Source organism: Halioglobus sp. Uisw_031 (assembly GCF_047729875.1).
Lineage (GTDB): Bacteria > Pseudomonadota > Gammaproteobacteria > Pseudomonadales > Halieaceae > Marimicrobium.
The window spans coordinates 1,233,750-1,258,859 of the sequence record NZ_CP159826.1; the positions used below are offsets into that span (position 1 = coordinate 1,233,750).

Annotated in this window: 21 protein-coding genes; 19 read left to right on the forward strand and 2 right to left on the reverse strand. The window is 51.4% G+C overall.

Features of this window, described 5'->3' with window-relative positions; genetic code table 11:
• The first annotated feature begins 190 nt into the window (after window positions 1-190).
• From gyrA to ABXT62_RS05710, 14 genes are all read left to right on the forward strand, one after another.
• Window positions 191-2,776, forward strand: a complete 2,586-nt coding sequence (gyrA, locus tag ABXT62_RS05645) for a DNA gyrase subunit A (protein WP_415357628.1) — start codon at window positions 191-193, stop codon at window positions 2,774-2,776.
• A 36-nt stretch (window positions 2,777-2,812) separates the two neighbouring features.
• Complete coding sequence (gene serC, locus ABXT62_RS05650; RefSeq protein ID WP_415357629.1) at window positions 2,813-3,892, forward strand: 3-phosphoserine/phosphohydroxythreonine transaminase; 1,080 nt, start codon at window positions 2,813-2,815, stop codon at window positions 3,890-3,892.
• Window positions 3,893-3,902: 10 nt separating this feature from the next.
• Window positions 3,903-5,021 carry a prephenate dehydratase gene (gene pheA / locus ABXT62_RS05655; RefSeq protein ID WP_415357630.1) on the forward strand — a complete coding sequence of 373 codons (1,119 nt, stop codon included), beginning with the start codon at window positions 3,903-3,905 and terminating at the stop codon, window positions 5,019-5,021.
• 7 nt (window positions 5,022-5,028) lie between these two features.
• On the forward strand, window positions 5,029-5,937 hold the full coding sequence (locus ABXT62_RS05660; RefSeq protein WP_415357631.1) for a prephenate dehydrogenase/arogenate dehydrogenase family protein: 909 nt from the start codon (window positions 5,029-5,031) through the stop codon (window positions 5,935-5,937).
• Window positions 5,938-5,951: 14 nt separating this feature from the next.
• The gene (aroA, locus tag ABXT62_RS05665; RefSeq protein ID WP_415357632.1) at window positions 5,952-7,256 is read left to right on the forward strand and encodes a 3-phosphoshikimate 1-carboxyvinyltransferase; all 1,305 of its coding nucleotides are present in this window, start codon (window positions 5,952-5,954) and stop codon (window positions 7,254-7,256) included.
• 2 nt (window positions 7,257-7,258) lie between these two features.
• Window positions 7,259-7,942 carry a (d)CMP kinase gene (gene cmk, locus ABXT62_RS05670; protein WP_415357633.1) on the forward strand — a complete coding sequence of 228 codons (684 nt, stop codon included), beginning with the start codon at window positions 7,259-7,261 and terminating at the stop codon, window positions 7,940-7,942.
• 166 nt (window positions 7,943-8,108) lie between these two features.
• Window positions 8,109-9,785 carry a 30S ribosomal protein S1 gene (gene rpsA / locus ABXT62_RS05675; RefSeq protein WP_415357634.1) on the forward strand — a complete coding sequence of 559 codons (1,677 nt, stop codon included), beginning with the start codon at window positions 8,109-8,111 and terminating at the stop codon, window positions 9,783-9,785.
• Window positions 9,786-9,989: 204 nt separating this feature from the next.
• Window positions 9,990-10,286 carry an integration host factor subunit beta gene (locus ABXT62_RS05680; RefSeq protein WP_415357635.1) on the forward strand — a complete coding sequence of 99 codons (297 nt, stop codon included), beginning with the start codon at window positions 9,990-9,992 and terminating at the stop codon, window positions 10,284-10,286.
• 66 nt (window positions 10,287-10,352) lie between these two features.
• Window positions 10,353-10,688: a LapA family protein gene (locus ABXT62_RS05685; RefSeq protein ID WP_415357636.1), complete on the forward strand. Its 336-nt coding sequence runs from the start codon at window positions 10,353-10,355 to the stop codon at window positions 10,686-10,688.
• Complete coding sequence (gene pyrF / locus ABXT62_RS05690; protein WP_415357637.1) at window positions 10,685-11,383, forward strand: orotidine-5'-phosphate decarboxylase; 699 nt, start codon at window positions 10,685-10,687, stop codon at window positions 11,381-11,383. Before ABXT62_RS05685 ends, pyrF begins: the two co-directional genes overlap by 4 nt.
• Before the next feature lie 103 nt (window positions 11,384-11,486).
• The gene (locus ABXT62_RS05695; RefSeq protein WP_415357638.1) at window positions 11,487-11,870 is read left to right on the forward strand and encodes a ComEA family DNA-binding protein; all 384 of its coding nucleotides are present in this window, start codon (window positions 11,487-11,489) and stop codon (window positions 11,868-11,870) included.
• A gap of 61 nt (window positions 11,871-11,931) precedes the next feature.
• The gene (locus ABXT62_RS05700) at window positions 11,932-12,873 is read left to right on the forward strand and encodes an NAD-dependent epimerase/dehydratase family protein (RefSeq protein WP_415357639.1); all 942 of its coding nucleotides are present in this window, start codon (window positions 11,932-11,934) and stop codon (window positions 12,871-12,873) included.
• Complete coding sequence (locus tag ABXT62_RS05705) at window positions 12,870-13,856, forward strand: MraY family glycosyltransferase (RefSeq protein ID WP_415357640.1); 987 nt, start codon at window positions 12,870-12,872, stop codon at window positions 13,854-13,856. The genes ABXT62_RS05700 and ABXT62_RS05705 overlap by 4 nt, the downstream gene beginning before the upstream one ends.
• A 73-nt stretch (window positions 13,857-13,929) precedes the next feature.
• Complete coding sequence (locus tag ABXT62_RS05710) at window positions 13,930-15,945, forward strand: polysaccharide biosynthesis protein (RefSeq protein WP_415357641.1); 2,016 nt, start codon at window positions 13,930-13,932, stop codon at window positions 15,943-15,945.
• Window positions 15,946-16,261: 316 nt separating this feature from the next.
• Here ABXT62_RS05710 and ABXT62_RS05715 read toward each other — a convergent pair whose 3' ends face one another.
• Window positions 16,262-18,685 (reverse strand): SO2930 family diheme c-type cytochrome, encoded by a 2,424-nt coding sequence (locus tag ABXT62_RS05715; RefSeq protein ID WP_415357642.1) that lies wholly within the window; start codon window positions 18,683-18,685, stop codon window positions 16,262-16,264.
• 150 nt (window positions 18,686-18,835) lie between these two features.
• Window positions 18,836-22,831, reverse strand: a complete 3,996-nt coding sequence (locus tag ABXT62_RS05720; RefSeq protein ID WP_415357643.1) for a glycosyltransferase — start codon at window positions 22,829-22,831, stop codon at window positions 18,836-18,838.
• Window positions 22,832-23,351: 520 nt separating this feature from the next.
• Between ABXT62_RS05720 and ABXT62_RS05725 the strand changes: the two genes are divergently transcribed.
• The 5 genes from ABXT62_RS05725 (at window position 23,352) to ABXT62_RS05745 (ending at window position 24,909) form a co-directional block, all read left to right on the forward strand.
• Entirely contained in the window at window positions 23,352-23,582 is a 231-nt protein-coding gene (locus tag ABXT62_RS05725; RefSeq protein ID WP_415357644.1) for a hypothetical protein, read from the forward strand.
• A gap of 3 nt (window positions 23,583-23,585) precedes the next feature.
• Window positions 23,586-23,987 carry a hypothetical protein gene (locus ABXT62_RS05730; RefSeq protein ID WP_415357645.1) on the forward strand — a complete coding sequence of 134 codons (402 nt, stop codon included), beginning with the start codon at window positions 23,586-23,588 and terminating at the stop codon, window positions 23,985-23,987.
• A gap of 85 nt (window positions 23,988-24,072) precedes the next feature.
• Entirely contained in the window at window positions 24,073-24,210 is a 138-nt protein-coding gene (locus ABXT62_RS05735; RefSeq protein ID WP_415357646.1) for a hypothetical protein, read from the forward strand.
• A complete protein-coding gene (locus tag ABXT62_RS05740) occupies window positions 24,207-24,572 on the forward strand; it encodes a DUF1622 domain-containing protein (protein ID WP_415357647.1) in 366 nt (121 codons plus the stop codon). The genes ABXT62_RS05735 and ABXT62_RS05740 overlap by 4 nt, the downstream gene beginning before the upstream one ends.
• Window positions 24,565-24,909, forward strand: coding sequence for a DUF1622 domain-containing protein (locus tag ABXT62_RS05745; RefSeq protein WP_415357648.1), 345 nt, complete (start codon window positions 24,565-24,567; stop codon window positions 24,907-24,909). The genes ABXT62_RS05740 and ABXT62_RS05745 overlap by 8 nt, the downstream gene beginning before the upstream one ends.
• Window positions 24,910-25,110: the final 201 nt, after the last annotated feature.

The following is a 25,110-nucleotide window of genomic DNA, read 5'->3' on the forward strand; positions in this document are numbered from 1 at the left end:
TAGAGCAAACACGGGCTAAACGGGCCTGATTTTCTGCAAAAACATGGCGGGAAGGGGGCAACTTCCCGTATAATGTCGTGCATTATTTGGGGCTTTGGCAGTGTGAAATGTTCGCTGCAAAGAGTGCTTGCTGAAGGCCCCAATGCTGTATTCAACGCGCGTTCGCAGTTACTCTAGGAAGTCGTTATACATGGGTGAAATAGCCAAAGAAATAGTCCCCGTCAATATCGAAGACGAGATGAAGAAGTCCTATCTTGATTACGCGATGAGTGTGATTGTCGGTAGGGCCTTGCCAGACGTTCGGGATGGGTTGAAGCCGGTGCACCGGCGCGTCTTGTTCGCCATGAACGAGCTCAACAACGATTGGAATAAGACCTATAAAAAGTCCGCCCGCGTGGTCGGCGATGTTATTGGTAAGTACCATCCTCACGGCGATTCCGCGGTGTATGACACCATCGTAAGAATGGCTCAGCCGTTCTCTTTGCGCTACATGCTGGTGGATGGCCAGGGCAATTTCGGGTCTGTAGATGGCGACTCCGCAGCGGCAATGCGTTATACCGAGATTCGCATGCGCAAGATTGCGCACTCGCTGTTAGCGGACCTCGACAAAGAGACAGTCGACTTTGTAGAGAACTACGACGGCACCGAACACATACCTGTCGTTATGCCTACCCGGATCCCCAACCTGCTGATTAATGGTTCGTCAGGTATCGCTGTGGGCATGGCCACTAATATTCCGCCACATAACCTGACGGAGGTGGTCAGCGGCTGTCTGGCGTTGATTCGTGATCCGGACCTGACAGTGGATGAATTAATGGAGCACATCCCGGGCCCCGACTTTCCAACTGCCGGCATTATCAATGGGCGAGCCGGTATTATTCAAGCCTACCGCACCGGACGTGGACGTATTTATGTGCGCGCACGGGCAGAAGTTACCCATGATGAGAAGCGTGGCAAGGATATTATTCTAATCCACGAGCTGCCTTACCAGTTGAATAAGGCGCGTCTGATTGAGCGTATTGCGGAATTGGTAAAAGAGAAAAAAATAGAAGGCATCACCGAATTACGTGATGAATCCGATAAGGATGGTATGCGGGTGGTGATAGAGCTGCGGCGTGGTGAAATCGGCGATGTTGTGCTCAATAATTTGTATGCACAAACCAGTATGCAATCCGTATTTGGTATCAATATGGTTGCCCTCGTTGATGGCCAGCCAAAGATTCTGAACCTCAAGGAAATACTCGAAGCGTTTATTCGCCACCGCCGCGAAGTCGTGACGCGACGCACTGTGTATCTGTTGCGCAAGGCGCGAGAGCGTGGCCATATCCTGGAAGGCCTGGCCATTGCGCTGTGTAATATCGATCCGGTTATTGCCATGATCAAGGCTTCCCCTAGTTCAGCAGAGGCCAAGGAAAAACTGTTGGCGCAGCCCTGGGAGCCGGGTGATGTTACTAGGATGCTGGAGCGCTCCGGCAGCGACGCTTGTCGCCCCGATGAATTGGAACCCCAATACGGCATGCACGATGGGAAATACCACCTGTCGCCAGTACAGGCTCAAGCCATTCTAGAGTTGCGTCTACATCGCCTGACCGGATTGGAGCATGAAAAGCTGCTGAATGAGTACCAGGAGAGATTAATCGAGATTGCTGATTTTCTCGATATTCTCACCGATTCCGAACGCCTCAAGCTAGTCATCCGTGAAGAGCTAGAAGAAATTGTCACTGAATTTGGTGATGAGCGTCGTACCGTAATCTCTGCATCTCAACACGACCTGACAGTGGAAGACCTGATTACAGAAGAGGACCGTGTGGTCACCATTTCACACGGTGGTTATGCCAAGACCCAACCTTTGAGTGATTATCAGGCCCAGCGTCGCGGTGGCGTTGGCAAAGCTGCGTTAGCGGTCAAGGATGAGGATTTTGTTGAGCACCTATTAATAGCCAGCACTCACGCCACTATTTTGTGCTTTTCTAACCTGGGAAAAGTGTACTGGCTGAAGGTCTACCTGATACCACTTGCGGGTCGTAATTCGCGGGGCCGTCCTATGGTTAACCTGCTGCCCTTGGAGGCAGGGGAGCGTGTCACTTCGATTTTGCCGGTTGAGGAATACGCAGAGGGCCATTACATTTTCATGGCAACTGCCAACGGTACTGTGAAGAAGACGCCTCTCACAGATTTTGCTCGCAGGCGCAGCGTAGGTCTGCGAGCCCTGCACTTGGATGACGACGATGTGCTGGTCGGCACCGCAATTACCCAGGGTGATTGCGATGTCATGCTGTTCAGCAGCGAAGGCAAGGCCGTACGATTCAAGGAAACGGATGTGCGATCAATGGGTCGCACCGCGCGCGGGATACGTGGGATTCGCTTGGGAGAAGGGTACACTATGATTTCTCTTATCATTCCGCAGCCAGACGGTATGGTGTTGTCCGTGAGTGAAAATGGCTACGGAAAACGCACTCAAATCGAGGGCTTTCCGACCAAGGGTCGCGGCGGCAAGGGGTTGATCGCGATGTCGACCAGCGATCGCAATGGTAAAATGGTGGGTGCCGTTCAAGTGTTCGACGGTGACGAACTCATGCTGATTTCCAACCAGGGGACTCTTGTGAGGACTCGCAGTGATGAAGTTTCAATTCTGGGGCGTAATACGCAAGGTGTGCGAGTTATTCGCACCAAGGACGGAGAGAGCCTGGTAGGGGTGCAACGTATCGATGAGCCTGATGCAGACTTAATCTTAGAAAACAGCGAAGACGAAATAGAAGACGGCGCTGCTGATTAATACAATGTGTCTTCAAGATGTGAGGAAGTAAGTAAAATGTCCCGTTGTTATAACTTTTGTGCCGGACCGGCCGCTTTGCCGGAGTCGGTACTCGAAATTGCCCGCAATGACATGCTGGAGTGGCATGGCAAGGGTTTATCCTTGATGGAAATGAGCCATCGAAGCCCCGAAGTGGTAGGAGTGGTGAATCACGCAGAGCAAACGCTGCGAAGCTTGCTGGGTATTTCTGACGATTACGCAGTGTTGTTTTTACAAGGGGGTGCCAGCACACAGTTTGGTTCTGTGCCACTTAACTTGCTTGGCGACAAACTCAGCGCGGATTATGTTAATACGGGGCAGTGGTCCAAAAAGGCGATAGAGGAAGGTCGGCGCTACTGTGAGGTGAACGTTGTTGCCAGTTCGCAGGACACCAATTTTAGTACGATCCCACCTCAAGCTCAGTGGCAATTGGGCAATGACGCAGCCTACCTGCATTACACCCCGAACGAAACCATTGGTGGTGTAGAGTATTTCTGGACGCCGCAGGTGGAAGTGCCACTAGTGGCGGACATGTCCTCTACCATTTTGTCGCGGCCGACACGGGTGGAAGATTTTGGCGTTATTTATGCGGGTGCCCAGAAAAATATCGGCCCTTCTGGTCTCACTTTGGTCATTGTGCGTCGTGATTTATTGGGTAGGGCTAATGCCATGTGCCCCGCCATGCTTAACTGGCAGTTGGCTGCAGATAATGAGTCTATGTATAACACGCCACCGACGTTCGCCTTGTATCTGGCGGCATTGGTTTTCGATTGGCTGGTGGAGCAGGGTGGGCTCTTAGGCATTGAGACGATCAATCGTCGCAAGGCGCAAAAACTCTATGCAGCAATCGATAATAGTGATTTCTATGCCAACCCGGTCGAACTTCCGAGTCGTTCCTTAATGAATGTCACCTTCACTCTGGCGGATGCTGCGCTGGATAAACAATTTCTGACGGAATCGGAGTCAGCGGGCCTATTGAATCTCAAGGGCCACCGGTCAGTAGGAGGCATGCGCGCTAGTCTCTACAATGCGGTGAGTGAGGCAGCGGTGGATGCGCTGATAGCGTTTATGCTGGACTTCGAACAACGTAACGGTTGATTTTCTGCTTATGACAGATACCAGAGATCTAGACCAGGTCAGGGCAGCTATAGACGCCATTGACCAGGATATTCAGGCGTTGATTAATCGCCGGGCCCAGTGCGCACAGCGTGTCGCCGAGATCAAAATGAGCGAGGTGGCAGCGGCGCACGAACGCGGTGAGGCCCAGGCCGAGGTGGTGTATTACAGACCGGAGCGCGAGGCTCAGGTATTGGAGCGCATTCTTAAGCGCAATGCTGGTCCGCTTGATGCCGCCAGTGTCGTGCATATTTTTCGTGAAATTATGTCGGCCTGCCTCGCACTTGAAAAGCCGCTGCAAGTTGCTTACCTGGGGCCTCAGGGCACTTTTACTCAGGGTGCGACCATTAAGCACTTTGGTCATGCCGGCGTCTGCGTGCCGCAAACCACGATTGACGCCGTATTCTTGCAGGTTGAGTCCGGGGAGTGTCACTACGGTGTGGTACCGGTGGAGAATTCAACCGAAGGAATGGTGAGCCATACACTGGATAACTTCATGGATTCATCTTTGAAGATTTCGGGTGAAGTGGAAATGCGTATCGGGCACCATCTACTGGTGGCCCCGAACACCTTGGAGGCCAGTATCACTCGCATCTGCGCACACCAGCAGGCTCTTGCGCAGTGCCGCCATTGGTTGGACAAGTATTGGCCGCATGTCGAGCGCGAAGCGGTTAGCAGTAACGGAGAGGCGGCCCGGATGGCGTCTGAATGTCAGGGCGTGGCTGCAGTGGCTGGAGATATGGCGGCAGAGCTTTATCAGTTAGATAAGTTGGCGACGCACATTGAAGATTATACAAACAACACCACGCGATTTTTAATTATTGGACGAGAAGATGTCCCGCCGAGTGGTCGAGACAAAACTTCGATTATCGTCTCTAGTCGTAATAAGCCGGGTGCTCTGTTTACACTGCTGGAACCGTTCAGGCGAGGCGGGGTCAACCTGACCCGTATCGACACCCGACCTTCCCGCACTGAGAAATGGGCCTACGTATTTTTTATTGAGTTTGAGGGCCATTTACAGGACGAGAAAGTCGCTGCCATTGTTGCGGAGTTGGAAGAGCAATCCATTTTGTTGAAACCCCTGGGATCTTATCCCCAGGCGTTGTTGTAGGTGTGGTGTGACTTACGCTTCTGACAATGTGGTGATTGTTGGTCTCGGTCTTATCGGCGGGTCGCTTGCGAGGGCGTTGCGCAGCAGTGGTTTCAGCCAACGTTTTATTGGCTACGGACACCGAGAGGCTTCTTTGCAGCGCGGGGTGGAACTGGGTGTCATAGACGAATTCACGCTTGATCTTGACGAAGCGATTGAACGAGCGGATATCATTGTGATCTGTACGCCGACACTGACGACAGTGCAGATGCTGGAGAAAATCTTGCCCCGGTTGTCAGGTCGGTCTGGCGGCCCAGTGATTACCGATGTGGCCAGCGTCAAAGGCAATTTACGCACTGCCGCGATTGCAGTTGCCGGAGCAATGCCGCCGCAACTCGTATTGGGACACCCCATAGCAGGTTCACAGTACAGTGGAGTGAACGCCTCAAAAGCCGACTTGTTTGTTGATCACCGCGTGATCCTCACGCCCGATGCCGCCAATGATCCGGCGGCAGTGGAACTGGTGCGTGCAATGTGGCGCAGTGCCGGTGCTGAAGTGGTTGATATGACGGTGGAGCAGCATGATGCAGTGCTGGCATCGACCAGCCATCTGCCACATGTGCTGGCCTATACTTTGGTCGATGCATTGGCGTCAGCTGATAATAGCGAGGATATTTTTCGCTGTGCCGCCGGTGGCTTTCGAGACTTTACTCGCATTGCATCGAGCGACCCCATTATGTGGCGCGATATCGCTATTGCTAACAAATCCGCGTTACTCAATTCTATTGATTTGTTCAGCGATCATCTCGCTCGGTTACGTGAAGCCGTGCAGGATGAGAACGCGCACGAATTATTCAACACTTTTGATCGAGCCAAGCAGGCCCGAGACGAGTTCGCGACCCTATTGGCTCAGCGGATTCAGCCAAAACTTCCCTAAGGCGCCCAAAACTTATGCAATTCAAGATACTGCCCGGTGGCGCAATGAGCGGGGAGGCAAGGGTTCCAGGGGATAAATCGATCTCCCACCGTTCTATTATGCTAGGTGCTTTAGCCAACGGAACCACACGGGTTAAGGGATTTCTCGAGGGAGAGGATGCGCTGGCAACGTTGGCGGCGTTTCGTGCCATGGGAGTCCACATTGAGGGTCCTGAGCACGGTAATGTCACCGTCCATGGCGTTGGACTTCACGGCCTGACTGCGCCTGCCGACGCTCTGGATTTGGGTAATGCCGGGACCGGTATGCGTCTAATATGTGGTCTTTTAGCGGGACAGACCTTCGATGCCGAACTGACAGGGGACGCCTCGCTCTGCAGTCGCCCCATGGGTCGAGTCATCGACCCTCTTACAATGATGGGCGCGAGTATTCAGTCCGCCCAGGGCGGCAGACCCCCACTGTCAATTCGCGGAGGGCAAAAACTGCGCAGTATTCACTATGAACTGCCCATGGCTAGCGCTCAGGTCAAATCCTGTGTGTTATTGGCGGGCCTCTACAGTGAAGGCTGTACTTCCGTTGCAGAGCCTGGCCCCTCTCGCGACCACACCGAGCGCATGCTGCGTGGATTTGGTTACCCGGTGCGGTCCGTTAAAGGTGTGATTTCACTGCAAGGAGGTGGCAGTCTCCAGGCTTGCGATATCGATGTGCCTGCAGACATCTCCTCTGCGGCTTTTTTTCTGGTGGCGGCAAGCATTGCGCCTGATTCAGACCTTATTCTGACCCATGTGGGTATTAACCCTACCCGTATCGGCGTCATCAATATTCTGCAGTTGATGGGAGCGAATATCACTCTCCAAAATCACAGCGAGGTGGGAGGGGAGCCCGTTGCGGATATTCGCGTGCGATCAGCTGCGCTAAGGGGTATCGAGATACCCTTAGATCAGGTGCCATTGGCGATAGACGAGTTTCCTGTATTGTTTGTTGCCGCAGCTTGCGCAACTGGGCGCACCGTATTAAGGGGTGCTGAAGAGTTGCGGGTCAAGGAAAGCGACCGTATTGCCGCTATGGCAGAGGGTCTTAGTACTCTGGGGATCATCAATGAAGTGCTGGAAGACGGCATCATTATAGAGGGTGGCACCTTCGGCGGTGGTGTGATCAAAACCTACCATGATCACCGTATTGCGATGTCATTTGCCATTGCTGCCCTGCGTGCTGAAGACGAAATTACCGTACTCGATTGCGATCATGTGGCGACGTCGTTCCCTGGCTTCGACTCTCTGGCTCGAAGTCTGGGATTGCAGATACAAGCTGAGGCGAGTTAGGCATGGTGACCGTCGTTCCGGTGATTACAGTTGATGGGCCTTCCGGGGCCGGCAAGGGCACTATTAGCCATATGCTTGCAGAGCACCTTGGATGGCATTTGTTAGACAGTGGCGCACTGTATCGTGTGACGGGGCAGGCTTGCCTGATTGAAGGTGTGAGTTGGGGTGACCATCCGGCTGTTGCTGAAATAGCCAGGCATCTGGAGGTTTCTTTCTCTACGGCTAAAAATGGCGAAATTCTGGTCGCCTATAGGGGGTTAGATGTCAGCTCAGCTATTCGTACGGAAGAGGGGGGCCGCGGAGCATCCAAGGTGGCGGCTATTCCCGCAGTGCGTGAGGCCCTGCTGCAGCGTCAGCGGGAGTTGCAGCGATCGCCTGGCCTAGTGGCAGATGGGCGCGATATGGGCACAGTGGTATTTCACGATGCACCGCTTAAATTCTTCCTGACGGCCAGTGTGTCAGAACGCGCCGCGCGCCGCTATGCTCAGTTGATTGCAAAGGGGGAAAGTGTTAGTCTGCCGCGCCTTCTAGAGGATATAGAGGAGCGAGATGCGCGTGACAGAAGCCGCGAAGTCTCCCCCCTGGCTCCCGCAGAAGACGCCATTGTTATCGACAGCAGCGCCTCTCCCATCACAGATGTGTTTGAGCGCGTAATGCACGAGGCGAAAAGCAAGGGTTTTAGCTAGCGGCCTTGGGCACCTAGAACCTCTTGCGTAAATGGCATTTAACGCTGCTTTGCCCGCGCACTCCAGTTTAGAGTGGGGAATGCAGATTTTATTGGATGACCCGTGTCGACTGGAGGCGCGGTAGAGACAGGCAACTGGCTCGATCAATTTAAACAGGTACTGTGTAATGAGCGATTCCTTCGCGGAACTATTTGAAGAAAGTCTAAAAACCGTCGATATGAAACCCGGTTCGATTGTCACCGGGGTTATTATTGATATCGATAACGAGTGGGTCACCGTACATGCGGGTTTAAAATCCGAAGGTGTTATCTCTCGTGACGAGTTCCTTGATGCCAACGGCAAGTGTAGCCTCAGTATCGGCGACGAAGTACAGGTAGCCCTGGAGGCGGTGGAAGACGGTTTTGGTGAAACCAAACTGTCCCGCGAAAAGGCCAAGCGTGCCGAATCCTGGAAAGACCTCGAAGCAGCACACGAAGCCAACGCCGTAGTCGTCGGCATTATCAACGGCAAGGTCAAAGGCGGTTTTACCGTCGACATCAATACTATTCGGGCTTTCCTGCCGGGTTCTTTGGTGGATGTACGTCCAGTTCGCGAAACTGCGCATCTGGAAGGAAAGGAGCTGGAATTCAAGGTTATAAAGCTGGATCAGAAGCGTAACAACGTAGTGGTGTCACGCCGCGCTGTTATGGAAGCGGCTAATAGCGTTGAGCGCGATGCACTGCTGGAGTCTCTGCAGGAAGGTATGTCTGTTAAGGGTATCGTGAAGAACCTGACTGACTACGGTGCATTTGTAGATCTAGGCGGTGTTGATGGCTTGCTTCACATTACCGATATGGCGTGGAAGCGTATCAAACACCCCTCCGAAATCGTGGAAGTGGCTCAAGAAATTGATGTCAAGATTCTCAAGTTTGATCGAGAGCGAAACCGCGTATCACTGGGTCTGAAACAGCTCGGTGAAGATCCATGGTTGGAAATCACAGGACGCTATCCTGAAGGCACTCGTGTGATGGCTAAAATCACCAACCTCACTGACTACGGCTGTTTTGCAGAGTTGGAAGAGGGTGTTGAAGGGCTGGTGCATGTGTCTGAAATGGACTGGACTAACAAGAATGTTCACCCTTCCAAAATTGTCAATTTGGGCGATGAGTTAGAGGTGCTGGTGCTCGATATTGATGAAGAGCGTCGTCGTATTTCTCTGGGCATCAAGCAGTGTCAGCAAAACCCGTGGGATGCTTTCGCATCACAATATACTAAGGGCGCCAAAATCTCCGGCAATATCAAGTCGATCACTGACTTTGGTATCTTTATCGGATTGGAAGGCAATATTGACGGCCTGGTGCACTTGTCCGATATCAGTTGGAATGAAACGGGTGAAGAGGCCGTTCGCAACTATAAGAAGGGTGACGAGATTGAGACGGTTATCCTGTCAATCGATTCTGAGCGGGAGCGTATTTCCCTTGGCGTCAAGCAGTTGGAAGATGATCCCTTCAGTAACTATGTTGCCGAAAATGATCGTGGTGCCATCGTTACTGGAGAAGTTGTCGAAGTCGATGCCAAGTCGGTGACGATCAAGCTGGCGGAAGAAGTTGAAGGTATTCTAAAAGCCGCCGACATCAGTCGCGAAAAGGTTGAAGATGCCCGCAATTCCTTCAAGGTTGGCGATTCTGTTGAAGCTAAGATCACCTCGGTTGATCGTAAGACACGTGCTCTTGCCCTGTCCATTAAGGCCAAGGACTTTGACGATGAGAAGGAGGCAGTGAAGTCTCTCAAGGACACTGAGAGTGAGACAGCTTCACCAGGTACAATCGGTGACCTTATCAAGGCGCAGATGACCGACAAATAGCCCCACGACTGAGCCTCGGTTCACTTCCCTAAAAGGGCCCATCTTTGATGGGCCCTTTTTTGTTGGGGCCAGATGAGAGAGAGAATGAGGGCCTATTAAATCCACTTTTTCGTTATAAAATAAGGACTTGCGAAAAATTATCGGAGGGTACACAATACCCATTCTTTGAGCACAACCCATAAGAACACCTCGCTAGGGGGCTGAATGACTAAAAGTGAGCTGATCGAGGCAATCTTGTCCCGACAGAGCCAGTTATCTTCCAAGGATGTGGAACTGGCGGTAAAGACCGTTCTGGAACACATGTCGCAAGCGTTGTCTGATGGCGAACGTATTGAAATCCGTGGTTTCGGTAGTTTTTCGCTGCACTTTCGCGAGCCTCGTCGCGGCCGCAACCCTAAGACAGGTGATGCTGTTGAGCTCCCTGGTAAGTACGTACCTCATTTCAAGCCGGGCAAGGAACTGCGTGAGCGGGTGAATATAGGCCTGCAATCCGAGTGTTAGACTTGTTCTGCGACAATCAGGCGGTATGATCGAGAGGTCGTACCGTTTTTTTTAGATGTTTTTTAGATGTTGTTTAGTGATCTGGGTGATTCAATGAAGCCACTGCGCAAACTGTTGACTGTTTTAATTGTACTGGCCATGCTTGTGATCAGCGTGTTATTCGCGCTGCAAAATGAGGTGCAGGTACCTCTCGATCTCTTGGTCTATAGCTTCGGAGCACAAAGTTTGGCTTTGTGGATTCTGGTTGCATTCGCATTGGGTGGGCTTCTGGGTATGCTTATCTCGTTTGTGATTCTGCTGCGAACGCGCGCATCGTTGAGATCGGCGAGACGGCAGCTGGAAAAGGCCAAAGTGGAGATCAGCAAACTGCAAGATGAAGTCTCTTCGCGATTTGTCTCGTGACAGGACCTGTCATTGTCGCTCTGGATTATTCTCTGGCGTCTACCGCGCTGGATTTAGCACGGCGCCTCTCGCCAAAGCTGTGTCGGCTAAAAGTCGGTAAGGAGTTGTTCACCAGTAGTGGGCCTGCATTGGTTGAAGAACTGCAGAATCTTGGTTTCGAGGTATTTCTGGACCTAAAGTTCCATGACATCCCAAACACTGTGGCCGGCGCGGTTCGGGCGGCGGCGGAATTGGGTGTCTGGATGGTAAACGTACATGCCTCGGGTGGCCGCAGAATGATGGCTGCCGCAGGTGAGGCGGTCGCAGCCTTTTCCCAGCGCCCTTTGTTGATTGGCGTGACGGTTCTAACCAGTATGTCCGATGCGGACTTGTTGGAACTGGGTTATAGCGAAACTGCACAAGATCGTGTTTTGCGCATGGCGGGTCTTGCCGCCGAAAGTGGATTGGACGGTGTAGTGTGCTCGGCGTTGGAGGCGTCGGTAGTGCGCCAGGCGCGAGGAAATGCATTTTGCCTGGTTACCCCGGGTATTCGTATGACCGGCGATGATGGTGCAGATCAGCGTCGCGTCGTTACACCCTCAGATGCCTTGGCTATGGGGGCCGATTACCTGGTCATTGGCCGATCTATAACAGCGGCGGAGGATCCTTTGGCAGCACTTGAACGTGTCCATCATCAGCTGGGTTTTACGCCGTAAGATCATATGCAGTCTCGTAAGCTCCGCCACTCCCAATAAGTGCTAACATTTTGGTAGTGCGGATGCCTGCATGGAAGCAGTTTACCTAAATGGAGATTTCATTATGATCAATTCCCTATGGATACAAGCCAATACCCGAGCTGCCATGGCGGCAAGGAATATACGTTGGACGGATTTCTGGGGCGCAATCGTCGCCTCGTTTCTCATGTTAGTACTGGTCGTTGGGCTATTGACGGGCAGTCCGTCAGTGCTTGCGCAAGAGCAAAGTTTGAATGTTTCGCCAGCAGTCACCTCGGTCAATATCAATACCGCTGGTGCTCAGGTGCTGGCAGCAAATCTCAAGGGAGTCGGCGAAGCCCGCGCGATGGAGATTGTACGCTACCGTGAGTCCTATGGTCCCTTTGAATCTGTCGACGAACTCGCAGATGTGAAGGGAATCGGAAAGTCCACGCTCGACATGAACCGCAGTGTAATAACACTGGAATAAGCCAACCGCATCCGTATTATTGGGGGCTATGCCCCCTTCTTCACCATAGTGACCCAATATCGTGAAATGCATTGTCAGTGGTGCCACCGGTTTTATCGGTCGTAAGCTTTGCCAGCAACTCGAAGCTCGAGGCAATGTCGTTATTGCGCTGAGCAGGCGTGGCGATGTGTTGGGTAATGGTGAGCCGACCTTGGCACTGGACTTTACGGTGAATGACCCTAGTGAGGATTTACTGTGCGGGGTGGATGTATTTTTTCATTTAGCTGGCATTGCTCATCAGCAGGCGCCAGAGTCAGCGTACGAAGTGTTGAATTATCGTGCAACGGAGCGTCTTGCAAAATTAGCGTCAGCGGCCGGCGTCAGGTGTTTTATATTCCTTAGCAGTGTAAAGGCGATGGGCTCGCCCGCATCTCTTCACCTGCGTTCAGAAAGTGAGTGTGCTGTACCCAGTGATCCTTATGGGCTATCCAAGTGGCATGCGGAACGTGCTTTGCAGCAGGCATTTGCGGACGATGAGATGTCTGTGGTGATCTTGCGTCCGGCTTTGGTTTACGGGCCTGATGTCAAAGGCAATTTGCAGGCATTTTCCCGCGGTATACGTTGGGGTTTGCCGAGGCCTCCAAACCGAGGCGCCCGCTCCATGATCGCAGTGGAGGATTTGGTCGCTTTACTGTGTGTGATAGCACAACGCCCACCCGTGGGAGTGCACCTGTGGATAGCGTGCGATGCGCAAAGCTACAGCACGCAGGTCATTTACGACCTGATGCGAAAAGCGAGTGGCAAGGGCAGGGGTGCTGGTTGGCTTCCGCACTGGGCCTGGTGGCTGGGCGCGCAGGTGCTGGATATGACTTCTGGACAGCAAAGTGGGTCTACCTACGAGAAGCTGTTTGGCACCGAACTGTATAGCAATGCGGCCGTTTTAGCGGATACCGATTGGAGGCCTCGGGTCACGCTGGAACACGTCATCGAAGACATAATTTCGCCAAGAGACGCTGACTCGTGACAGCACTGGTGACTACGTTTCTGCTGTCCGCCTTGTTGTGCGGAGGCTACTTACGGTTTGCCCGAGTGAGACGATTCCTTGATACTCCTAACGAGCGCAGTTCTCATTCGTATCCGACGCCTCATGGTGGAGGAACTGCTGTATTGCTGGCGTTCATCGCCGGCCTGTTACTGGCAGCGCAGCGCTACAACAGCTGGGACGAATCATTTGTTGTGCTGGCTGTCGCTGCACTGTTGCTGATGATTGTGGGCGTCATTGACGATCTGCGAGGCTTGTCCGTGCGAGTGCGCATGGCCTTGTACAGTCTGGTGTGTCTGTGGGTAGCGGACACCCTGCTACAGTCAATATTTATCGACAGTGGCGCAAGTCGAGTAGTGGTGGGGCTGTTAGTGGCTCTCGTGATGCTCTGGTCGCTCAATTTATACAATTTTATGGATGGCATTGACGGTATCGCCGCACTGCAAACAGTACTGGCCTGTTGTTTTGGCGCATGGCTCTCCTTAAAATCTGGGCCTAGTGATAGCTATGCCATGCTCTGTCTATTGCTGGCCGCCGCGCACGCTGGTTTTCTCATTTGGAATTGTCCCCCCGCGCGATTATTTATGGGAGATGCCGGCAGCGTCCCCACGGGATTTTTAGTGGCGGCGATAGCGCTTCTTGGGGCACTGCAGGGCCACCTGAACCCTTTTTGTTGGGCGATACTGTTAGCTGTGTTTATTACTGATGCGAGTTGGACACTAGTGTGGCGCCTGTCTACTGGACAAGCTTTCACGCAACCTCATCGGCTACATGCGTATCAACGATTGAGTCGATATTGGGATTCGCACCTCAGTGTCGACATGCTACTGCTGGCGATAAACGTGATGTGGTTATTCCCGTTAGCATGGGCGGTGCAAGCGTGGCCGAGTTATAGCATTATTTTAGTAATTTTGGCATATTTTCCTTTGCTCTGTGGCATGGCGAAGGTCGGCAGATTAGCGTAAGGTCAAAGGTCGTTAAAGTGTTCAAAATACGGTGAGGTAAACCTTCACCGTGGCCTGTAGAGCCGGGGGTAACTTGCAACAATTGTCTGATATCTTCGTGTTACGGTGGCTTGTCAGCGCTATTCGAGGCTGTCGAGATATCCTTCATAAAGCGATAGAGCTCCCTCGTAACATCAAGCAGGCCTTCCTGCTCATCCTCGATATGGCCTATGTGGCTGGCGCGATGTGGGCAGCAGTCGCTGTCCCTTGGGGGCACACGAATTTCCAACTGGGCGCAGTGGAATGGGCCTGTGGTGCGGCCACCATTATCGCCAGTGCAGTTATTTTTCTGCGTCTGGGATTGTACAGGGCCGTTATTCGTTTCATGGGTCAGCAGGCTATCTGGGCCCTTATTACTGCAGCGAGTTATTCCACGCTTGTGCTGGGAGCCACTGTCTTTTTGACTCGGGCTGATGTGCCGCGGTCGACGCCTTTCATCTATTGGTTACTGATATTACTTGGTATCGGCGGTACGAGACTCGTCGCGCGTGGATATTATCAGGCGAAATTACGCTCAGTGTCTGAAAATGTGATTATTTACGGCGCCGGACAATCGGGCCGACAACTCCTGAACGGTCTGCATCACGGAGAGCAATTTCACCCGGTAGCATTTGTTGATGATAACCCTCGCTTGCAACGCTCGGTCATCAATGGACTGCATATCGCGCGTCCGGAAGATATAGAGCAGCTAGTCTTGCAGTATGATGTAACGCAGGTGTTGCTAGCCATTCCCTCTGCTTCTCCAGAGCGACGCAAAGAAATAATCAATTCATTGGTCGGTCTGCCTGTCCATGTGCGCACTGTGCCAACGATTAACGAATTACTGGCCGGCGAAGCCAGCATCAGCCAGATTCGGGATATTGATCTGGACGACTTACTGGGCAGAGAACCGGTTCCTCCGCACCCGGAGTTAGTTGAGCGCTGTATAACTGACAAGGTGGTGCTGGTGACAGGCGCAGGTGGATCTATTGGCGCCGAGCTGTGTCGTCAAATAGTCGCGTCAGGCCCACAGGAACTCATTCTATTCGACAACTCTGAGTATGCCCTTTACCGCATAGAGCGCGAATTACGCGTCACGATGAAACAGCTTGGCTTGAAGGTGGAGTTGATCGCTTTGCTTGGCTCAGTGCAGGACCAGAATCGATTAGAAAGTGTTTATCGCACGTTTGAGGTGCACACGGTTTATCACGCTGCTGCTTATAAACATGTGCCGTTAGTGGAATACAATATTGCGGAAGGTGTGGCGAATAATGTTTTTGGTACCTGGTATGCAGCGGAGGCTGCCCACAAGGCAGGTGTCGAGACTTTTGTGCTGGTGTCGACGGACAAAGCGGTGCGTCCCACCAACATCATGGGAGCATCGAAACGCCTGGCCGAAATGGTCCTGCAAGGTCTTGCTCAAGAGGATACGCGAACCCGGTTTTGTATGGTGCGATTTGGTAACGTCCTTGGTTCTTCAGGGTCTGTGGTGCCGCTATTTCGACAGCAGATCGAAGATGGAGGCCCACTTACGGTGACCCACCCTGAGGTGTCCCGTTACTTCATGAGTATTCCAGAGGCGGCACAGCTGGTGTTGCAGGCAGGGGCAATGGGTACTGGCGGAGATGTGTTCGTGCTGGATATGGGCGAACCCGTGCGCATTGTGGATCTGGCGAGGCGGATGATAAGGCTAAGCGGCCATGATATGAAACATGTTATCCCTGTAGGCGGGGACATTGATATTGAATTTATTGGACTACGCCCGGGTGAAAAACTGCATGAAGAGTTATTGCTTGGGACTAAAGTGGCTGGGACCGGACATCCGATGATTATGCGTGCGGAAGAGGAATGCTTACCGTTTGGCCATATTCAAAGACTACTGGTGACATTGAGGGACCATTGCGACACGCTTGATTGCGATGGTATCAGTTCAGTATTGAGTTCCGCAGTGAGTGGCTTTGGCGACCATCGGGTCCGCTACGATTATCTTTGGAAAAGACAAGGCGAAATGAGTGTCATAGGGCCTGTTCAAGTGTCTAACGTGAAGGTCTTGTTTCCTGACATCTCCTAATATCTTAGAACGTTGATCAGCTTTACGCTGGCGTTCCGAAGGGGCTTGCAGTGGTTGTTCGCAGTCAGGCGTAACCGCCTTCTCGCGGCCATTAGACGTGCCGAGGTTGCACAATCACTGATCCCGCGCCTCTCTTTAGCTTCGACTAAAACCTAGTTCTCACAGATCAACGTGCTCCCGCATCACGGCTACTTCTAGTGCGCCCAAGCAGCCGACGTGCGATACAGGCTCAGCCACCCTAGAAAGAGATGGCAGCGCGGAGCAGCAATCCGGTAGGGGCATCACGCTGCTGCCGAAGCGACGCTATGCAGCTGCTTTAACAAGGTTCAGGTTCCATCGCATCGATCCAATCGGCAATTAATTGTACCCCCTCAGTGTGGATAACACTGCGCCCCGACTCTGGCATACGTATTTCGGGTTCGTCTGAATTCATGCGGAAGTAGAGAATAGAGGCAGCTGCATTCCCCGGAACGATGGCATATTTGAGTCCGCCTGAACCGTCTCCCGCGGCAACCGGTGGCTTACATTCACCTACTTCACGTCCGAATGTGCGCCAATACTCCAGGGATAAACCCGAGGTATTGGTAGCGCCGGCGGCACTACCGTGGCAGCTAGCACAATTGATGTCCAGATAACCCCTAGCACGATCGTCCAGACTGGCGCTTGTGTCGTCCCACAACGGGACAGTATGAATGGTGTTCAGATCACTCGGCACACCGGCTAGAATGCCGACCTCGGCCCAGTGGGTCAACTGATTACCTGAGCTACTGTCATAGGCGTAGTCTTTGTTTAGCGAGCGAGCCTTTGGTCCTATCGGGATCAGTTCATCCTCGCCATGACAATTGGCGCAGTTGTTGGAGTTAGGGATGACGTAGTCGGTGGACTGTGCCGCCCCGCTGATGTCGACCCAGTTCACATTTTGTGTGCCACCGGTGGGGGTCAGCACTGCGTCTGTTTTGCTTGGATTCCAAGTGTACGGCAGTGCTTTCCAGCCATCCTTGCGGCGCAATAGCAGACGCGTCTCAATGAGTTTTTGCCTGCTGTCGGCAATTCTCAAGTCCGCCTGAATAGTGAAGGTCTTAGCGATAATGGTTCCCACAGGAAAGTCAAACACCTCCTGATTGCGATAGGCTGCTGCAGCGCCCTCTGGAACATAGACGAAGCGATATTTATTTGCGTAATCTGAAAATAGTGAGGTATTCAGATCGTATCCAACCCCGTTACCGTTGGGGCCAGTAAGCGGGTCAGCTGCGTCGGCAAAGAGACGGTAATCTGACAAATTCGGACAGTCGGCAACAAACGCGGTGACGTTCACATCTGTGCCCTCGGCACCGCACAGTGCTGCTGTATCGACCGACGGAGTCTCCGAATTATTTGGATCAACGGGCGGTTCGAGTACTATCGGTGGAAGCGACGGATGGCGGCAGTCAAAAAATGCAGGGTCCGTGGAAGTGGCCCAATCGTCTACCGACCGCCCCCCCAATACCGCCTCAATATTGAACTGCCCCATGGCGGTTTCGGGGCCATTATCTACGATACAAATTGCCTGGCTCTCGGTTAAACCATCAGGAAACTCAACCAGTAACCCGTAATCCGTTCCAACACCCGAACTGTCGTAGAAATGATCTTGAGGCTGGCCAAGAACTCCTCCGACCAGCGCGGCATCACCCTCTGGTGCGTAGGCGTTGTTGCTCATGATGTTGTCATGGATGTAGATTTTTTCCGGAACAGGGTCGTAGGTTGGTTTGCTGACATCCGCATCGACAAAGTAGTAGCTAACGATGAGTGTCGCAAACGACTGGTGTCCTGTGATGGTATTACCAAACGCTTCAATATCATCGTTGGCCATGATCATCAGGCCGATGCCGGAAGGCACTGTGCCAACGATATTGCCAGCAGGGGCAAAGTTTGGTTCATTGTTATCCACAATCATATTGTTGAATACGCGAGTCGCTTCGCCTCCTTGAATCGGCGGGCCAGGCAGGTCGAACACTAGAATCCCGGCTGTGTTGCCAGTCGTATTATTCTCATACACATCGGCAAATTTAGAGTTTTCGATTTCTATGCCAGCCACGTTTTCATAGACGTAGTTTCGCCTAACAATAATATTTTCTGATTGGCCCACATACACGCCTGCGTCGCTGGCGCCCCGCACCTCACAATCTTCGATAAGCACGTTGCGGGTTTGAACTGGATATAAACCATATGCGCCATTGCCAACATCGGGTCCGTTAGTCCATTCCACACGAACCCGTCGGATAGTAACGCCGTTCGCGCCATTGACCTTGATAGCGTCACCGGGTGAGTTTTCTATGGCGAGGTCTTGAACCACGAAGTTGTCCCCGGTGGCCAAAATACTCTGAGCGCCGGTGGTCTGACCACCGAAGCGCAGTACTGTGCCCGTCTCAGCGTCCATGCCGGTCCCGCGCAGCACGACGTTGTCGACGCTTGAGCTTAATTCCCCTACAAAATCATAGATGCCAGCAGGTAGTTGGACAACTGTGTTTGGCTCAGCGGTAATAAGAGCACTCAATGCCCGAGTTTCCAGGTCAGCACCGGGCTCTAGAGACACTAAAACATACTCAGGGAAATCGGAATCTACCGGATCTACCGGATCTACGGGACCTATTTCAAACGGGTTATCGTCGTTGCCACCACTAGAGCAAGACCAGAGAAGGGATACTGAAAAGAAAATTAAGAGGTGTTTTGCCAGCGTCTTTGCGGAAAGCGTAGTGAACATATTGATGCTCCGGGATGAAAACGATTTATTAAGCTATTATTAATTTCAGATACTATATCGGTCTTTGTCGCAAGTCGAGAGGAAACCTGTATACCACCGTTAGCGTGATGACAGTGAGTATCTCATGTGACCTAGGTCAACTGCCCCCCTTTATTCGAGTAAATCAGTCGATAAGAGTTGACATCGAGAGTGGAAATCAAGCAATAAATCCCTAACTCTGGGAAGCGAGCCCAACCGTTCGATAAAGATAGCTTGTGCATCTTCATACAGCTTCATGTCCCAATGATTCTTCTCTCGGAACTCGACGGTAAGTTCTGGTCCTAGTTGGTTAAACACGTTCTTGATCCGCTGCTCAAGGTCGTCTTCTCGGTTGGGTGTTGCATTCTGGCGAATATAACAGAGATCTATAGCGGGGAAATGCTGCTGCAATTCATGCTCAAGGAGCAGCATGCTTTCGTCGTACCGTTCTACAATCACCATTAGTGATGTCCTAGTGAGAAGCGCGACACTGTCTAAATATCCCTGCTCGTCTATCTCGCTGTCAAAATTGCTGGTGCAAAAGGCGCAATGAAAGTTGCGAATAGTCGGGCCTACGTCCGGCAGCATTCTCCAGCGTATATAGTCTGCAAAGGATAGCTCCTTCGCTTTAATGGCGCCAGGCGTGTTGGCCTCCTGCCGACGCTCAAAGTCGTAAACGGAGCGTGCCCGGTCGATTGGATGACGCAACGCGATAACGGGTAAAAGCTCGAAATTTTTTGAGTCAGGAAGTGGAAACCGGACATCATGACTTGAGATGGCGGCCAGCATTGTATGGCTTTCTATATACGGGCCAAGGAAACCGGCTCCTAATCGCATACTGTCACCATCACGGTGATCCACAAATGTGGAGCCAAACTGTTTGTGTAAGCTCCAGTCTAATGTGCTGCCCGCATTTTTAAACAAATGGCAATGCAGGACGACCGGTCGCGATAATGTACCTTTTGTTTTACGAGAAGTTGAGCTTGGTTGTAGTACTTTTTCAAGCGCAGCACGAATGGTGTCGACGCTGAACTGCTCTCTGATCACCTGTCGACAGTTGGTGGAAATCTGCTGCCACAGGAACTTGTCTGTGTATAAGTCGATGACTTTGCTAGCAAACTCCGTCTCACTGTCAGAAATTAGAGCATTATGTCTGTCTGTCAGATGCATGCCTTCGGCACCAATGCTGGTAGTCACTACGGGTAAGCCGTAAGAAAAACTTTGTCCAATTTTCCCTTTAACGCCCGCCCCATGTAACAGAGGCGAGACAAAAACCCGACTCTCACTGAAATAACAGGACACATCTTCTACATAGCCTGTCACCGTAATCGTAGGCGATTCCATGGCACGTAGTCTTTCTGTCGTGTCACTTCCGACTATTGTTAGATGGATGTCAGGAATTTTTTTCCGAATAAGGGGCAGAATATATTCAATGAACCAGATAATGCCTTCTTCGTTCGGTGGATGAGCAAAACCCCCGATAAACATCAAGCCATGCCTGTCCTCAAAGCTATGAGTGCACGGCTCTAGCGAGTGGATATTCGAGACCACTGAGACTTTGCCGGCAAAATTTTCAGCGGCGAGAATTTCTTTTTCCGTTGGACTGACAACGAGTGTTGCGTCCGCTTCTTCGGCCAAGAAAAACTCTAGATTTTTCCAGTCTTGAACTTCCAGCTCCATACGCCGCTGTTCGCGGACGAAATGCAGATCTACCGTGTCAAAAATAGTCTGGGCGTTTGAGTACTTCTTGACCAGCTGTAAATATTTCTTTGCCGTCGCTGGGCGGGACATCAGCACGGCGTCCAGGTTGTTGCCCTGTTCCCTGATAAAATCCTCAAAGCTTAGCTCGCCGTAGTAGATTTCGATTCCAAGGTTCTGCAGCGTCTTTGTGTACCTTGAGTCATACGTGAGATCGTCGGGCCAGAAAGAGACCTTGTAGTCCATTGTCTGCAGGATCTGCAACATATTAAGCATGCGTACGGAGCCAGAATCCTTGTCGAATGTCGGAGCATAGTGGTCGATGATGAGAATGTGCTTTTCGCCAAGCCTCTCCCGCGCCTTGGTGACCCCTTCGGAGCTAAAAACATGGTCTTGATCGAGCACCTCTGCCCATTTCTCTACAAACTTGTGTCGATTAATTTCTTGGAACCGTTTATAGCCAGAACTGGTCTCCTTGCCTGCCGATGCGCCGCCGTAGTGCACAACCAATGCCTCAGGTTGATAGATTACGCTGTAGCCTAACGCACGAGCGGCGAAGCAAAGATCTGTGTCCTCGTAATAGGCCGGCGCATAACGCTGGTCGAGGCCTCCGATTTTGTCCCACAGCTTCCGAGCGATCATTAAACAGGCGCCGGAACAGTAGTCAACCACCCTTCGATATGAATACTGAGGCAGGTCAGGGTCGTCCCCGTGTCCGTAATTACAGCCAGTCCCATCTCGCCAGATAATGCTGCCAGCCTCCTGTAATGTGCCGTCAGGATAAACAAGTTTGGCGCCAACGACCCCGGTATTCGTTTCAGAGAACGGCGCTAACATCGCTTCGAGCCAGCCTGGCGTTACTTCAGTGTCGTTGTTCAGTAGGAGCAGGTAGTCTCCTCTGGCTATGTCTGCGGCCTGGTTGCAGGCGTTCACAAACACCTCGTTTGATTCATTGGTGATAACTCGAATGCCCTTCATATCTGATAGCAACTGTGACGTTGCATCCGTAGAGTTGTTGTTCACAACAATGATTTCATAGCTGCCTGACGTGTATTTGGCAACTGACAACAAACATTTGTAGGTAAATCCCCAGTTATTAAATACGGGTATGATTATACTTACAGAGGGTCTCTCAGATACGGGAAAAGTTATTTTTTTCCACGTTGAAATGTCTTCGACGTGAGTGCTTGCCTCTGCGGGTAACTGTGACTGCGCGGTTTTGAGTTTCTCGAGATTTTTAGGTTTCATTCGAAATCGATATTTGTTCTGCTGAAAAAAACCAGTAAGGCGGCCGCCGTTGAGGACAGGGCTTAGAGATTGTTTGAATTGTTGAAGTGTTGTTCGAAGGCGAGTGCCTTCGGGTAAAAACTTTTCGACCGATGCCTGATATTTTTTATAAACTTGCCAAACTGGACTGTCGATTAAGCTCTCTAGCTGATCAACTTTGGTATAAAGAGATTTGGTGTTAGCGATGTAGCGGTATTCGCGGTATACCTTGTCTTTTTCGAACTTTAGTTTGGTGTTTTTAAGCTCGGCCTCATACCAGGCAGGTGAGCGTATCTGCTTTGCCATCGTCACTTTATTGACTTCATCGGTGTTGTAAAATAATGCTTGAATGGTCTCGAATTGCTCGCCCAGTTCGTCTAATCTTCTTAGGTCCTCAGAGCTGCTTGTCTCGCGATCTGATATTTTACACAGTAGTCGATAATAGTCTGCAACAATATTAAAGCAGCGTGCGTCGAGCTCTTCATCTGAGGTGCTATGGTGACGCAAATTTTTGTCGAGAAAGCGGGACAGGTCTTGTTCGCTTGAATTTGACGCTTTTGGCAGTTCTAGCTTGGCATCGCGTAACACTTTTTCGACACTACTTTTTGGCTCAGTCAGCAGCGATTCATATTTGATGAAGCCGCGTGGTAGGTGTCGGGTATGCCTTTCGGCATCAAGCATATATTGCATCCAGAGAATTAGAGATTTTTCAGTTGAAAAACCGTTTCGAAGTGACAGTGATTCTGCGATTTCCACTGGGTTTCGAATAACAATGGCAAAGTGTGGGGTGATATCTTCCGCAGAAAATAACGGTAGCCATAGCGGGAGTAGTCGACATAGTCTTGGGTCTTTGAGAGCAGAAAGCTGTCCGTCGATGATATCTGTGTTTAGGAAAGAGCGTATATCAGCGTGTAATTGACTACCTTCAAACCTGCCGAGCCAATCCTGAGGCAAGGGATAGGTGTCATCCCACGATGAGTTAAGTGTTTCCAGAATGCAGTCATTAGCGAGCACCACATACTTGTTTTCAAAAAAACCTGTAGGGTTGTCAGGTTGCGTCTCGAGCATTCTGGTGCCGAGGTTCACTCCGAGAAGGTCAAGAATGCCAGCGAATGCTGAGGTGCCGCTGCGATGCATTCCCAATACGACAAGACATTTCTTCATAGGTTTTAAGCAGACTTCAGACTTTCTGTGGTTTGTATTTTTTATTACAACGCCAAAGGGCGCGACCCGAAAATAGTACATCAAAAAGGCGTCTGTGGGGGCGTGGCATAGGATATTTTTGCGGGAAACCGCCAGTTGCCATGTAAAAATCCCGTTAACAGGCGTCCCACTTCGGTATTTCACTGGAAATCAGTGACCTTTTGGACAACAGTCTCAGGGTAAACGGGTGCCGACATACGATTTAAGACTGCGTGGCGACTTTCAAGCACCGTGACCGGGCATTTTGAGGGGACGCAGAGGGTACTTATCCTGGAGCAGTTTCGCCAGACTATTGGTAAAAACATCGGTGTTTTATGCTGTGAGAGGCACACCCAAATTTCGTTTTTAATGCGAGATTGCACTGCCTGTAATTACCCTCTAAATTTGCTAATGTTATAGTTGTAATAAGAGGGCGTATTGAAGATGCAGAATGTTTGGATGCAATGCGGCAGATAAAGAATAGAGGAGAGCTTTCTGCACTATGAAAAGGATTGGTGAAGTAAAAGAAGGTCTGGTGAATCGCTATCGGTCGAAAATCCGTGAGCGGGCAATCACGCAGGCAAAGGTTAAAATTGCGCTCTCTCAGAAGCCATTTGAAGACTTCACAGAGGATGAGATTGAAATTGTCGTTCGGGCGGAAGAAGATAACGTCAAGACAAGTCTGAAGCAGTCTGCCGCGGTGGCCTTGCTTATTGCGCTGGGCTTGAGCTAGCTCATGCTCAACCAACTGTTAAAATTCACCCTGATTAGCTCCCTGCTGCTCTGGCTTAAACCACGTTGGCGGGGGTTGCTGGCGCTTTCTGCGCTGGTCATTGCAGTACATACTTTTCACGGAGAGTATCTGGACTATGCAGAGCGTTCGGGCGATCAGTCTTTTTTAGTGTGGTCCTATGTTATTAAGTGGATCGCGTTAACAGTGGGGGTGTTAATATATATGGTCTATACGATAGCGGGCCAGAATAACCGAGCGCAGAGTGTGGATGAAACGCGTCTTAAGAAAAATAGAAAGGTAAACGCTGTTCCAGTGGCTGACGATGGGTTTGATTTTATAAGAAAAAAAAAGCACTTGCAGAACCGCGCTGATAAAATAGTGGGGGGGGATAAGCGTGAGGAGTAGATATGTTGCCAGTGATAGCGTCACTCTGTCCGCGACGTCCCGTTTGTAATAACGGTACTTGCGAAATGACAAGGAACGACTAACCGTGTCGCTCAACAGTGGCCACTGCACTATTGTCGCTCATTTGCTGACCTCGTTTAAGCTACTGCGCGCCTATCCCTGGCTCTGGAGCGGTCTTCAGCGGCTGCATATCCGCCAGTCCTCGGGTGACTACCGAGAATGATCGAACACACACTTCACTGGCTAGAACTCGCTGGCGAAGCCGTCAATGTGTTTGCGGTGGCGTTGATCGTCGCCGGCTTCATGCTCGCTGCGATACGTTATCTGCTTCGATTCCGAGCGTTGGCTGTGGAGGAAAATTTCACAGCGTTTAAGATAGAACTGGGGCACGCGTTGACGCTGGGATTAGAGATTCTCATTATTGCCGATGTCATTGAGACGATCACTGTAGAACCCTCGTTCGCTTCGCTACAAATTCTCGCCTTTCTAGTGGTAATTCGCACGCTCTTGGGCTGGACGCTGTGCCTCGAAATTGAGGGGCGCTGGCCCTGGCAATCGGCCAGCGAGGGCCAACAGGATGAGTGATAGCATTATTGTGGGGCTGAACACATTGGTACATGTGGTAGAAATTGTTGGCGCCAGTATTCTATTGCTGGGCTTTATTATTGCGACCGTCCGATGCTTCCTTGAGTCGTTACAAGTTGGCGGAAAACAAGCCGTGAAAAGTTATCGCCGAGGACTCGCGCGTGTCATTCTTACGGGTCTGGAATTGTTGGTGGTGGCAACCATTATCAGAACGGTCACGTTCGAGCCAACCTTGGAAAACCTTGAAATTCTTATCTTGATGATCGTAATTCGTACTATTATTGGTTGGACTACTGCCTTAGAAATGAACAACCGGTGGCCCTGGCAACGACCCTGATCACAGGAAGCGGTCGTAGGGTGGTCAGCGAATATCGGGTGCAGCTCGGCGTATGATCGACCACCAATCTACTCTAGACGCAACGCTACCTCGTGCCAATGCTAGATCCTAAGTGGTGGGCGAGCGACAGTCAGATCAAGCTCTAGATACCTGCCAGAAATGCGCTTTTAATCAATGTTTAGCGCAGCGGAGACGAAACCG